We start from the raw sequence: 12,513 nt of genomic DNA on the forward strand, positions 1-12,513 counted from the left end.
GGTAGGACGCGTAACAGAAATCGGGCACAATATGATGTGGCGGCGTGTGGTTAAGGCCTTTGGCTCTGCTCCCCGGCGCGGCGTGGCAGCCGCAGCCCTCATGGCGGTGCTGATGTCGGGCCCGGCGGTGACGCTGGCTCAGGACGCGACGCCGGAACTGCATCCCTTCGTGCCCGAAAAGACGCCGGAAAAGGCGCCCGAAAAAACGCCTGAAGCCACCCCCGCTGCCGCACCGGCAGCAGCGGCTTCATCGTCGTCGGCCTCCACGTCTTCCGCCGCGCCCAAGCGCGTCCATCCCAAGGTTCCGCATCCGGCGACACCCGCCGCGCCTGGCCAGGTGCCGGTCGCAACGACGCCGGGCGTGCCAAAGCCTGTGACGGCGCCCGCGCCCCAGCCCCGCCCGATCCCGGCAACGCCCGCACCCGGCGCCGCGCAGCACCCCGTCCAGACGGCACCCGCCCCCACGCAGCCCCGTCCAGCGACGCCGGTGGCGGCTACTCCGCCCGCACAACATCCGGTGCAGGCCCCTGTCGCACCGCCACCGCCGCCGGGCCTGCCGGCGACCTTCCCGACGGTGAACGGCGCCCCGCCGCCCGCCGTTACCGTCGCCACCAATCCCAGCCTGGTGTCGGCCCAACCCGTGAACGCGGCGACGCCGCGCAACCCCGCGACGCCGATCAGCGCCGACGATATCGAAACCTATACGGACTCGGTCGTGCGCACCCTGATGCAGCGCGACCACGTCATGGGCGTGACCGTCGCCGTCGTCCAGGGCAATACGCCGATCCTGGTCAAGGGCTACGGCTACGACCGCCTGTCGCCCGTGCGCCGCGTCGATCCGAACAACAGCCTGTTCCGCCTGGGCTCGATCTCCAAGGTCTTCACCTGGATCGTCGCCCGCCAGGAAATCGAGGCCGGCCGGATCAAGCTCGACGCCCCGATCGCGCAATACGTGCCGAACGACATCTTCAACGACGACCGCCGCTTCCGGCCGCTGACCCTGCGCGCCCTGATGGACCACACGGGCGGCTTCGAAGACACCAGCCTCGGCCACCTGTTCCAGCTCAATCCCAACCGCATCCCGGGCGTCGATTCTTATCTGCGCCACCATCAGCCGCACCGCGAACGCGATCCCGACGTCTTCAGCTCCTATTCCAACTTCGGTCCGGAGCTGGCCGCCAGGGCGCTCAGCCAGACCGCCCAGGCCAAGGACGTGCCGTCACTGATGGAGGCGCGCGTCTTCCAGCCGCTCGGCATGGACCATACCTCGCTGCGTGAGCCCTACGCGGTCGCCAGCCCCGAGGTCGACGGCCTGCCACAGCCCTTGTCGGCCGTCCTGACCCAGGACCTGTCCGACGGCTTCGTCTGGGACGGCGCGACCTATGAGGCCCAGCCCTTCGACCACGTCATCCCGATGTCAGGAGCGCTCGGCGCCTCTTCGACCGCCAAGGACATGGCGCGCTTCATGGCGCTGATGCTGGGCAATGGCGTGCTCGACGGCGTTCAGCTGTTCAACGCCGATTCCGCCCGCGCCTTCCGCACGCCGATGCTGGCCATGCCGGCGGGCTATAACGGCTGGGCGTCCGGCCTGATGATCCGCACGGCGCCATCGGGCTATGTCACCTACGGCCACGGCGGTTCCACCCTGTGGTTCAATTCGAACATGGTCATCGTGCCCGAGCTCAACCTCGGTATCTTCATCAGCACCAACACCCAGACCGGCGAGAACCTCGCCAACGCCTATCCCAGCCTGCTGCTCGACCACCTGTCGGGTGACCTGGTGCGTCCGCCGCTGATGCCGACGCCCGACCAGGCCTATGCCAACCACAAGGACTACTACAACGGCCTCAAGGGCCAGTACGTCTCGACGCGCCGCGCATACGGCGGCCTGGAAGGCGCCATCACCCGCCTGATCAACACGGTCGAGGTGACGGTCGACAATGACGGCCGGCTGATCCTGACGACGCGCAACGGCCTGTCGGCCTTCGTGCCGGCCCAGGCCCAGGGCTTCTTCAACCAGCAGGACAGCGAAGACCCGGGCCCCGCCGCGGCGACCGGCGGCCTGCACTTCCTGATCAAGGGCAGCAAGGCCACTGCCTTCGAGACCGCAACCAACCTCAACCGCTATGAGCGCGTCGGCTGGTGGATGAGCCCGGATACGGCCAAGGTGCTGACCGTCATCACCCTGATCACCTGCGGCCTGACCTTCCTGTCCCTGTTCCAGGGCGCCGACCGCCACTATCGGCCGACCGAGGAGCAGGTCCGCGCCAGCATCATCTCGGCCGGCATCGCGGCGCTGTGGATCATCGCCGTCGCCGTCTTCCACCACTGGCTGTCGAACCTCGACGATGCCTCGACCCTGTTCGTCCACTGGCCAGCCGGCCCGGTACAGTTCGCCTCGGTCCTGGCCTTCATCGCGACCCTGGGGACGGTCTACCAGATCATCACCTATTACTTCGTCTACAACGAACGTAACCGTTATGGCGACGGCTGGTCCGAGTGGCAGAAATACGCCCACGCCGGGCTGCTGGCGTGGTGGGCCTTCTATGCCGTCATCATCGCCCTGTGGGGCGGCCTGGCCTGCTGGTCGTAACAATGGCGCCCTGACAGGCCACGCTGTCCGGCCCGATTGAAACCTGATGCCTCCGGACGGACCCTGCCGTCCGGAGGTTTTTCATGGCGGACACCCGACCAGACGTTCCCGTCGTCAGCAAGCGCGCCGCGCGCCGTGCCAAACAGCGCGAAGCCAACCCGATGCGCGCCGAAAAGATGCACAGGCTACGGCTGGAAAAGCCGTTGCCGCCCCTGCCTCTGTCGCGCGAACTGCCGCGGCTGAATATCGGCTGTTCCGGCTGGTTCTACTGGGACTGGAAAGGGCTCTTCTACCCGACGCAGATGCCGACCAGCCAGTGGTTTCCCTATTATGCCGAGAGCTTCGACACGGTCGAAATCAATGCCTCCTTCTATTCCTGGCCGACCCAAGCCGGCGTCAAGGCGTGGATGAAGGATCTGCCGGACACGCCGTTCGTCTTTACGGTCAAGGCCAACGAACTGATCACCCACGTCAAGCGGTTCGAGGACACGGAGACGCTGGTCAAGGATTTCGGTTACGTCGCCGATATTCTCGGCGAGCACATGGGCTGCCTGCTGTTCCAGTTACCGCCCAGTGCACGCTATTCCAGCGGCCTGTTGCGAACGATCGTCGCCCAAATGGAGCCAGGCCGCCGCAACGTCGTCGAGTTCCGCCATGCCAGCTGGTGGAACGAAGACGTCTATGCCGCCTTCCGCGACGCCGGCATCATCTTCTGCGCGTGCTCGGGGCCGAAGCTGCCCGACGACATGATCAAAACCGCCGATGAGGTCTATGTCCGCTTCCACGGCGTCGATGCCTGGTACAAGTATCGCTATTCGGAGGACCAGATGCGCGACTGGGCCAGACGCATCGCGGACTCAGGCGCCAAACGCGTCTGGGCCTATTTCAACAACGACTATGACGGCAACGCCATAGACAATGCCCACCAGTTGCGGGCGATGCTGGAACAGATGGGTGTGGGGCGGTAAGGGCCGGCGAGCGATTATTTTTCAATAATGTAGGTGAACGGCTTGCCACGCGATTCCGGGTCCCAGCCGACGGCCATGGCTTCCTTGATACGCGCGGCGACATCGCTTTTGGACACCTTCGGCCGCTGCTGATGACGATTCGGCGGCGGGAAGGGATATTCCATCAGCAGGATCTTCTGAGGATTTTCCTGGGGTTCGACCGCGATGCACAGGCCCTTGGCGCCGTCGTTGGTCGACCATTGCGGCTCGCGATGAATGTGCCAGCGATACGCGACACCGTCGATAACGGCGATATCGCTCATATCTCGTTTTGCCTTCGCCACCATGGCCGATTGTCTCCCGATTTCCCGATGACATAAGACCGCGGCAGAGGGCCGTAAAGTCTAAACGGCGCAGGCTTAGCGCTTCAACGCATAGACCCGGATGGTGATCTGCTCGCGGTCGCCGGGATGGCGTTCGACCAGCAGGCGCGCCACCTGGCTGTCGTCGTGAAACACAAAACCCTTGATGGCGTCGAGCAAGGCCTTGGCCAGGTTGTCGAGGTCCATCCACGGCGGATCGCCGACGTGCTCCATGCGGATTTCGACGGCATGGTCGCCCCAGGCCGGGCGGCTGCCGCGCCACTCCTTGCGGAAGAATTCATAGACCAGCGGCTTGTAATAGCGGCCTTGCGTCGTCAGTCCGTCGATGAGGATTTCGAGCCCACCACCCTCGGCGTCGGGCACTTCGCGGGCCCGGACCTTGCCTGACGTTATCCAGCCATCCATCAGGCGCGATCAACGAAACTGTCGATGACCTTCTTCTCGCCGCTGGTCTCGAAGTCGACGACCAGCTTGTTGCCTTCGACCTCGGTGACAAAGCCGTAGCCGAACTTGACGTGGAAGACGCGCTCGCCGATCTTCAGATTTTTGCTTTCCGGCTTGGCGGCCACCGTCTGGCGGTGCGGCTGCGGACGGGGATAGTCGGGCGCCGCGCGCGTCCCGCTGAGAACATTCGACCGCGCCGCCTGGGCAGGCGTCGTGTTGCCTTCCCGCCCAATCTCGCGCTTTGCATAGTTGGGCTCATATCCCGCCTTGTCCCAACGGCTTTGCGGCTGCGACCAGCCCGAATTGCCGTAGCCCGTGACCGACGACGCATCGACGTTTTCGATCGGCAGTTCGTCGACGAAGCGCGAGGGAATCTGGCTAGTCCAGCGGCCGTAGACCTGGCGGTTGGCGACGAAGCTGACACGCGCTTCTTCGCGCGCCCGCGTCAGGCCGACATAGGCCAGGCGGCGTTCTTCCTCCAGGGCCTTCAGGCCGTTCTCGTCCATGGCGCGCTGCGACGGGAAGATTCCCTCCTCCCAGCCCGGCAGGTAGACGACGGGAAATTCCAGCCCCTTTGCGGCGTGCAGCGTCATCAGGCGCACGGAATTGCCGCCGTTGTCGCGTTCCAGATCCATGACCAGGGCGACGTGCTCCAGGAAGGCTTCGAGGTTGTCGAAGGCCGCCATCGAGTCGCCGAGTTCCTTGAGGTTGTCCAGCCGCGCCTGGCCCGACGTCTTGTCGGCACGCTGCATGTCGTAATAGCCGCTGTCGGTCAGCAGCGTGTCGAGCACGCCTTCCGCCTTCATCGACTTCGACAGCTCGACCCAGCGGTCGTAGTCGCGCAGGAACGCGATCAGCGGCGTTTTCGTCCGCGACGGCAGTTCGTCCGTATCGACCAGGTCGCGCACGGCGGTCATGACGCTCTGGCCGCTCAAACGCGCCTGTTGCAGCAGCTTCTGCACCGTGGCGTCGCCGATGCCGCGCTTGGGCACATTGACGATGCGTTCGAAGGCCAGGTCGTCGTCCTGCGACTGGATCAGGCGCAGGTAGGCGATGGCGTCGCGGATTTCGGCGCGTTCGAAGAAGCGGGGGCCGCCGACCACGATGTACGGGATCTGCAGCATGACGAAGCGTTCTTCGAAGGCGCGCATCTGGAACGAAGCGCGCACCAGGATCGCCATGTCGGCATATTGCCGGCCGGCCTTTTTCTGGCGTTCGACGTCCTCGGCGATGAACTGGGCCTCGGCGGCGCCGTCCCAGATACCCTGGACGCGCACGCGCTCTCCGCCCTGCTGGTCGGTGAACAGCGTCTTGCCCAGCCGCGCGCTGTTGGCGCGGATCAGACCCGACGCGGCGGCCAGAATGTGCTGGGTCGAACGGTAGTTGCGCTCAAGGCGCACGACCTTGGCGCCCGGAAAGTCCCGTTCGAACTTCAGGATGTTGTCGACCTCGGCGCCGCGCCAGCCATAGATCGACTGGTCGTCGTCGCCGACGCAGCACAGGTTGCGCGACGCGTTGGTCAACAGCCGCAGCCACAGGTACTGGGCGACATTGGTGTCCTGGTATTCGTCGACCAGCACATAGCGGAAACGCGCATGATAGCGTTCCAGCACGTCGGGATTGTCGGTCAGCAGCTTCAGGTTATGCAGCAGCAGATCGCCGAAATCGCAGGCGTTGAGGATACGCAGCCGCTCCTGGTACATGGCATACAGCTTCTGGCCGCGGTTGCCGGCGAATTCGGTGCCGTCGCCGCGCACCTTGTCCGGCGTCAGCCCCTTGTTCTTCCACTGGTCGAGGTGCCAGGTGAAGGATTTCGGCGTCCAGCGTTTCTGGTCGATGTTCTCGGCTTCGAAGATCTGCTTGATCAGGCGCGTCTGGTCGTCGTCGTCGAGGATGGTGAAGTTCGATTTCAGGCCCACCAACTCAGCGTGGCGGCGCAGGATCTGCGCGGCGATCGAGTGGAAGGTGCCGAGGTTAGACAGGCCTTCCGCCGACAGCCCGACCAGGCGCTCGGTGCGTTCGCGCATCTCGCGCGCCGCCTTGTTGGTAAAGGTGACGCACAGGATTTCCCACGGCCGGGCCAGGCCCGAATTCAGGATATGGGCGATGCGGGTGGTCAGCACGCGCGTCTTGCCGGTACCTGCCCCGGCCAATACCAGAACGGGGCCCTCGGTGGCGCGCACGGCTTCAAGCTGTTCGGCGTTCAGGCCGTCGAACATGTTGGTTTGTGCCGCGCGGGGCGACGCCAGATCGCTGATTTTCGTCGTTACAGATTCCATCGGTGCAGATTAGTACACCCTATGTTCTCATCCAACGCATATAATCAACGCTCACACAGAATTATGACGCGCCCGGTCAGGGCGCGTCATAATATCAGGCACGTTTGCGTTTTAGAGCACCGCCGGTTTGCGCATAGGCAAGCGCCGACAAGCGGCAATAGGATGCCAGAAGGCTTTCGCCCCGGCGCTGGTCCAGTTCGGCGATCAGGGCTGCAAGACTGATTCGACGTTCCTTGGACATGGTTTCCAGCACCGCCCAGAACTCGGGTTCCAAGGCGACGGAGGTTGCGTGTCCGGCCAGATTAACTGATCTTTTTTTTAGGCCAGGCATGAGTTTCTCCCGGTTTCATGACCTTTGCCTCCCCCTCCAGGCGGCTGCGTGAATAACCGCTGGTCCGGGACGCTTTTCGCGTGTTCCCGGTATTATTTGCCCCAGACCCTGTCGGTTGGTGTAAATCTGTCGCCTTTTATTGATCGTCGTCAACCTTTTTCTTTTCAACGCCGTCATCAAGCCGGTTTTGCGCCCAGCGCTGCTGTGCCTTCAATTCGGCTTCCTGGGCGGCCTTGCGCTCGGCGGCGGGCAAACCGTAAACGGCACGGTTACGTTCGGCGGTCTTTTTCTGCGCCTGTTTTGTCTTATTTTTCCGTACCCTGTTCAGATTTATGATATCGCTCACATTGCACTCCTTCGCGCCGCGCCGCTATGTTATCACAAATATAACGGTCAGGATGATCACAAAGCGAATGACACCGCAGGACCTGCCGCCACCCCCGCCCTACAGTAAAAAGCGCGCCAGCGTACAAGGCTTCGGCTATTTCTTGGGCAGTGCAGCAAGAAAAAAGTCAGCTTAATTGAAATCGATTCGCAACCGTCAAAGTAGACGAGCACCCTAAAACAGCGAATTGTAAGCGTTTCCAGACGCAACGTGATCACAAACCGTCCGAACAAATGACGCAAAATTAACATGCGCAAAACGCGCCATCCGGCTACCGTATCGCGGTGCGGTGGCAACTCCATACCCACGAAAGGACCGGCATGACGCTTATTCTGAACCTGCTTTGGCTGCTGTGCGGCGGCTTTTTCGCCGGCCTGGCTTGGCTGTTCGGCGGCTGCGTGCTGGCCGTCACCGTCGTCGGCCTGCCGTGGAGTTTTTCGGCATGGCGCATCGCCAGCTTCGTTTTCTGGCCGTTCGGCCGCCAGATCGTCGACCGCGCCGCCTATACGGGTGAAGACAATCCTGTCGCCGGCTGCCTGGGCGTCATTCTCAACATTATCTGGTTCTTGTTCGCCGGCTGGTACATCGCCCTGATCCACGTTTTCAGCGCCGCGCTGGAGGCTATAACGATCATCGGCATTCCGTTCGCCTTCAAGGACATCCAGCTGGCGCAACTGGCCCTGGCGCCCGTCGGCAAGATGGTGGTCGACAAGCCCTGATTTTTATCCCAATCTGTGCGCACACAACTCACATGTTGGAGATGCGCGAATGATCGGCAGGCGGCAATTTTTCGGCGGCAGCCTTGCGGGGGCTGGCCTGCTGGCGTCCGGCGCGCTATCGGCTTCGGCACAGACCCCGCCGCCGGAGAACGACGTGCCTCCCGAAAAACGCAATACGATTGCCGGCTGGCCGGCCCCTACCGAAACCATCGACCTGTGGCCGGGCAGCGTCGCACCCGGCCTGCTCAACCCGGGCCTGGTCGAGGCCGTGACCGAGGCCAGCAAGGATCCGGCGGTCTATCACCGCTCGGTCATGGGCATTTCCAGGCCGCGCCTGTGCGTCTTTCCCGCGAAAAATCCCAACGGCGCCGCCATGATCATAGCCCCCGGCGGCGGCTATGCCCGCATCGTCCTCGATCACGAGGGTTATGAAATCGCCGCCTGGCTCAACAGCCTTGGCATTACCGCCTTCGTCCTGTTCTACCGTCTGCCCGCGGAAGGCTGGGCCAACGCCGCCGACGCGCCGGTCAGCGACGCCCAGCGCGCCATGCGCCTCGTCCGCGCCCGGGCGGCCAAATACGCAATCGATCCGGCGCGCGTCGGCATGATGGGCTTTTCCGCCGGCGGCCATGTCTGCGCCAGCCTGGCCACGCGCTACGACGCGAAGGTCTATGCGCCGGTGGACGACGCCGATGCGTTGAGCGCCCGGCCTTATCTGGCCGCACCCATCTATCCGGTGCTGTCCATGGACGCATCGATCGCGCATATGGGATCGCGCATCAACCTGCTCGGCAAGACGCCGTCGGATGATGCCATCGTCACCTATTCGCCCGACCGCATGGTGACGCGCGACACGCCGCCCTGCTTCCTGACGCATTCGGAGACCGACACATCGGTGCCGATCGAAAACACGCTGGTTTTCCGCGCGGCGTTGAAAAAGGCCGGCGTCACGGTCGAAACGCACCTCTTCCCCGAAGGCGGCCACGGCTTCGGGCTGCGCAATGTCGTAGGCAAGCCGACCCATGCCTGGGGCGACCTGTTCCTGGCCTTTGCCAGGGCAAGAGGTCTTTACGCGTAATTGCCTTCGCGGCCGCAAAACCATAACCAGACGCGTTACATTTGCTTCATGACTCGATTTTAATTTGATTTAGCGGGATCGGCACTCCATCCTAGATCGTGACCGAACAGGCGTATTCCGTACGCCCCGGCCAAAAAGTTGGAGAGTATGAATGCGTTATCTGGTTTCCCTGTCTGCTGTCAGCTTGCTGGCCCTTGGCGCCGCGACCGGCGCCGACGCCCAGTACCGGCTGCTGTCGGACGGTCCCCAGGTCGAATTCCGCGACATGGTCGCCCGCGTCGTCGTCACGCCGGAAGACCGCAGCGACGTCGATATCCGCGTGCGTTACGGCAAGGTCAAGGTGCCGACCCTGATGGTGTCAAAGCGCGGCAATGTCACCGTGCTCAATGGTCATCTCAGCGCGTCGAACGGCGGCAATATCAACCTGCGCATCAATCTCGACGATGTCGGCGACGATTCCCGCGGCACCATCTTCCTGTCGGGCCTTGGCGCGGTCAATGTCAACGACCTGCCGCTGGTCTTCGTGCGCGTGCCGATGAACGCCATCGTCAAGGACAGCGCCTATGTCTTCGGTCAGGTCGGCCCGGCGAAGACCCTCGATTTCGTGCTGAACGGCAGCGGCAACTGGAATATCGCGCCGGTCAACGGCCAGCTCAACATTATCGACAGCGGCGCCGGCCATATTCATGCCGGCCCGGTATCGGGCGACGCCATCATCGACAGCATGGGTTCGGGCGATATCGCGCTGGATGGCACGCGCAATCTCAAACTGTCGCTGTCGGGCTCGGGCGCTTTTTCGGTGCGCCAGGCCGGCGATGTCGACCTGCAAAGCCAGGGCTCGGGCGACATGCAACTGGGCCGCATCCGGTCCCTGCGCGCCGGCCTCAACGGTTCCGGCGATCTTCAGGTCGATACGGTCGGCGGCAATTTCGCCCTGGTCAACAACGGTTCCAGCGACGTCGAGATCCAGCGCCTTAACGGCACAGCCTCGCTGGAAATGTCGGGCTCAGGCGACGTGCGCATCTCCGAGGGCCAGGCCCAGACCTTCATGATCCGCGGCTCGGGTTCGGGCGATGTCGATTTCGGCGGCACGGCCGGCTCGGTCAATGTCGACAGCAACGGTTCGGGCGACGTGACCATCGGCAAGGCCACAGGTCCGGTGCAGACCCGCGTCACCGGCTCGGGCGAAATGCACATCGGCCACTAGACGTCCCGACAATCTGATTTCAAGAGCCGCCCCTCCGGGCGGCTTTTTTGTGGGTGCGACAGGCTGCCGCAGTCAAAATTTTGCGAAAACCGCCGCTACAGTTCGGAAATTTTCCGAATTTTCGCGGTGCGATTACTAAAAATGATGCACCGCACAAAAATCCACCGATCCTAACCATTTTGTAATTTTAACTTATTGATTTTATTAATTTATTAAATCACGTTCATGACGGATCGTTAATTTGAAAATCATGTCCGGAAGGCGCATATGGTGTGCATCGCAGCATAACCTAAGGAGATTGACACCATGACTGCCCAAATCGCTTCCGTCTCGGCCCTGTTCGTCGGCACCGTCGCCATGCTGGCCGCCCTTCTGACCGCCGGCCTGTTCTAAACCACCGTCCTACCCAAACAGAAATAAGGCGCGGAGAGCCCGGCTCCCGCGCCTTATTCTTTGTCCTGGGCCTCAGTCACTCATCATCGAGAATGACGTCCAGCATGGCGTCGCGATTATTGAGGAACTGGCGCGTAATCTGGAAGTGCTCGGTGTCCTCGTACGCCACCTTTTCCAGCCCGAACTTCGACACCTGCCAGATATCCGCATCCGGGTACCCCATGATGATCGGCGAATGGGTGGCGATGATGAACTGCGATTCCTCTTGGATCAGGTCGTGCATGCGCGCCAGGAAGGTCATCTGGCGCGACGGCGACAAGGCCGCCTCGGGTTCGTCGAGGATGTAGAGGCCGTGGCCATGGAACCGATTTTCGAACAGGGCGAAAAAGGATTCGCCGTGCGACTGTTCGTGCAGGGATTTGTCGCCGTAATTGTGACCGACGCCGAGGCGCTCTATCTCCGTGCCCACATTGAAGTAGCTTTCCGCCCGCAGAAAAAAACCGTCACGAGCCCGGCGCACGCCCCGCGACGGCCGCACGAACCGATGCAGGTCCGAATGCGAAGCCCGCGTGGCGAAATTGAAATTGCGCGACCCGCCTTCGGCGTTAAAGCCCCACGCAATGGCCAGGGCCTCGATCAGGGTCGACTTGCCCGAGCCGTTCTCACCGACGAAAAACGTAACCTTGGGATGGAATTCGAGACGATCGAGCGTCCGCACCGCCGGCAGGTTGAACGGGTAGCGTTTCGGGTCCCACGCAGGATCGTCCCGGCGGAAAATCGCCTCCAGCCAATAGTGCCTTGCATCGACCGCCCGCACGCCATCCCCCGTTAGAGTCCGCGCCAACAGTGCCGCGATCCCCGCCGGACGCCAAGCCCTTTTCAGCACCGTCGGATACGGCTACGGTCCGCTCCGCAAGGAGGCCGCCATCACGCAAGACACGCTCCAGGCTCTGATCCAGTTGAAACGCGCCGGTGAATCCGTCGGCGCGGCACGCATCCGCCTGCTCGAAGAGATCGAACGCCACGGCTCGATCTCGGCGGCCGCCAAGGCCGTTGGCTTAAGCTATAAGGGTGCGTGGGATGCTGTCCAGGCGCTCAATAACCTGTCGCGCCAGCCGCTTGTGCTGGCCACGGCCGGCGGCCGTGCAGGCGGCGCCGCCAGCGTATCGCCGGCAGGTCGTGCCCTGATTGCCGCCTTCGGGCGGGCCGAGACCGCGCTGTCCGCCTATGCCGCCGAGGTCCAGGCCGTGCTCGATGGCGAAGGCGTTGATTTCGGGGATTTCCTGCGGAGCATCACCATGAAGACTTCGGCGCGCAACGCCTATCACGGCACGGTCACCACCGTCATCGACGGCGCCGTCAATGCCGAAGTGACGCTGAAGGTGTCGGACAGCATCGACCTTGTCGCCATCATCACGCGCGAAAGCGTCGCGGCCATGGACCTGAAGCCGGGCGCCGCCGTCGTCGCCCTGATCAAGTCGAGCTTCGTGCTGCTGGCCTCAGGCCATGAGCGCTTGGGAATCTCAGCACGCAACCGGCTTCTCGGCACCGTCTCGGCCATCACCACCGGCGCGGTCAACGACGAGGTGACGCTGGCCTTTGACGCCGGCAAGACCCTGATCGCCATCATCACCCACGGCGCCTGCGTCGAGATGGGGCTGGAGGTCGGCCAGCCCGCCCAGGCGCTGATCAAGGCGTCGCATATCATCCTGGCCAGCGGATAAGAAAAGGGCGGCCGATAAATCCGGCCGCCC

The 12,513-nt window shown here is 63.1% G+C and carries 12 protein-coding genes; 6 read left to right on the forward strand and 6 right to left on the reverse strand.

Annotation, left to right across the window (positions count from 1 at the left end; genetic code table 11):
- Positions 1-82: 82 nt before the first annotated feature.
- A complete protein-coding gene (locus AB8717_RS15895; protein WP_443748294.1) occupies positions 83-2,593 on the forward strand; it encodes a serine hydrolase in 2,511 nt (836 codons plus the stop codon).
- A gap of 83 nt (positions 2,594-2,676) precedes the next feature.
- On the forward strand, positions 2,677-3,561 hold the full coding sequence (locus tag AB8717_RS15900; RefSeq protein ID WP_443748295.1) for a DUF72 domain-containing protein: 885 nt from the start codon (positions 2,677-2,679) through the stop codon (positions 3,559-3,561).
- A gap of 14 nt (positions 3,562-3,575) precedes the next feature.
- Here the strand turns inward: AB8717_RS15900 and AB8717_RS15905 are convergent, their stop codons facing one another.
- From AB8717_RS15905 to AB8717_RS15925, 5 genes are all read right to left on the reverse strand, one after another.
- On the reverse strand, positions 3,576-3,863 hold the full coding sequence (locus AB8717_RS15905) for a hypothetical protein (RefSeq protein WP_443748296.1): 288 nt from the start codon (positions 3,861-3,863) through the stop codon (positions 3,576-3,578).
- Between the two features lie 96 nt (positions 3,864-3,959).
- On the reverse strand, positions 3,960-4,328 hold the full coding sequence (locus tag AB8717_RS15910) for a RusA family crossover junction endodeoxyribonuclease (RefSeq protein ID WP_443748297.1): 369 nt from the start codon (positions 4,326-4,328) through the stop codon (positions 3,960-3,962).
- Positions 4,328-6,646 (reverse strand): ATP-dependent helicase, encoded by a 2,319-nt coding sequence (locus AB8717_RS15915; RefSeq protein ID WP_443748298.1) that lies wholly within the window; start codon positions 6,644-6,646, stop codon positions 4,328-4,330. Before AB8717_RS15915 ends, AB8717_RS15910 begins: the two co-directional genes overlap by 1 nt.
- 94 nt (positions 6,647-6,740) lie before the next feature.
- Complete coding sequence (locus AB8717_RS15920; RefSeq protein WP_443748299.1) at positions 6,741-6,977, reverse strand: ribbon-helix-helix domain-containing protein; 237 nt, start codon at positions 6,975-6,977, stop codon at positions 6,741-6,743.
- 136 nt (positions 6,978-7,113) lie between these two features.
- Positions 7,114-7,323: a DUF4169 family protein gene (locus AB8717_RS15925; protein WP_443748300.1), complete on the reverse strand. Its 210-nt coding sequence runs from the start codon at positions 7,321-7,323 to the stop codon at positions 7,114-7,116.
- A gap of 359 nt (positions 7,324-7,682) precedes the next feature.
- Here AB8717_RS15925 and AB8717_RS15930 point away from each other — a divergent pair, with 359 nt between their 5' ends.
- From AB8717_RS15930 to AB8717_RS15940, 3 genes are all read left to right on the forward strand, one after another.
- Entirely contained in the window at positions 7,683-8,081 is a 399-nt protein-coding gene (locus AB8717_RS15930; RefSeq protein WP_443748301.1) for a YccF domain-containing protein, read from the forward strand.
- A gap of 49 nt (positions 8,082-8,130) precedes the next feature.
- Positions 8,131-9,159, forward strand: a complete 1,029-nt coding sequence (locus AB8717_RS15935; RefSeq protein ID WP_443748302.1) for an alpha/beta hydrolase — start codon at positions 8,131-8,133, stop codon at positions 9,157-9,159.
- Positions 9,160-9,310: 151 nt separating this feature from the next.
- Entirely contained in the window at positions 9,311-10,366 is a 1,056-nt protein-coding gene (locus AB8717_RS15940; RefSeq protein WP_443748303.1) for a GIN domain-containing protein, read from the forward strand.
- Between the two features lie 469 nt (positions 10,367-10,835).
- Here the strand turns inward: AB8717_RS15940 and AB8717_RS15945 are convergent, their stop codons facing one another.
- A complete protein-coding gene (locus AB8717_RS15945; RefSeq protein ID WP_443748304.1) occupies positions 10,836-11,576 on the reverse strand; it encodes an AAA family ATPase in 741 nt (246 codons plus the stop codon).
- 142 nt (positions 11,577-11,718) lie between these two features.
- Between AB8717_RS15945 and AB8717_RS15950 the strand changes: the two genes are divergently transcribed.
- Complete coding sequence (locus AB8717_RS15950; protein ID WP_443748305.1) at positions 11,719-12,483, forward strand: TOBE domain-containing protein; 765 nt, start codon at positions 11,719-11,721, stop codon at positions 12,481-12,483.
- The last annotated feature ends 30 nt before the right edge of the window (positions 12,484-12,513 follow it).

The organism is Asticcacaulis solisilvae (assembly GCF_052327315.1).
GTDB classification, from domain to species: Bacteria; Pseudomonadota; Alphaproteobacteria; order Caulobacterales; family Caulobacteraceae; genus Asticcacaulis; species Asticcacaulis solisilvae_B.

Coding starts and splice junctions, on each gene's coding strand:
- AB8717_RS15940 (WP_443748303.1), top strand. CDS start 9,311: ATGCGTTATCTGGTTTCCCTGTCTGCTGTCAGCTTGCTGGCCCTTGGC.
- AB8717_RS15905 (WP_443748296.1), bottom strand. CDS start 3,863: ATGAGCGATATCGCCGTTATCGACGGTGTCGCGTATCGCTGGCACATT.
- AB8717_RS15920 (WP_443748299.1), bottom strand. CDS start 6,977: ATGCCTGGCCTAAAAAAAAGATCAGTTAATCTGGCCGGACACGCAACC.
- AB8717_RS15910 (WP_443748297.1), bottom strand. CDS start 4,328: ATGGATGGCTGGATAACGTCAGGCAAGGTCCGGGCCCGCGAAGTGCCC.
- AB8717_RS15930 (WP_443748301.1), top strand. CDS start 7,683: ATGACGCTTATTCTGAACCTGCTTTGGCTGCTGTGCGGCGGCTTTTTC.
- AB8717_RS15915 (WP_443748298.1), bottom strand. CDS start 6,646: ATGGAATCTGTAACGACGAAAATCAGCGATCTGGCGTCGCCCCGCGCG.
- AB8717_RS15900 (WP_443748295.1), top strand. CDS start 2,677: ATGGCGGACACCCGACCAGACGTTCCCGTCGTCAGCAAGCGCGCCGCG.
- AB8717_RS15935 (WP_443748302.1), top strand. CDS start 8,131: ATGATCGGCAGGCGGCAATTTTTCGGCGGCAGCCTTGCGGGGGCTGGC.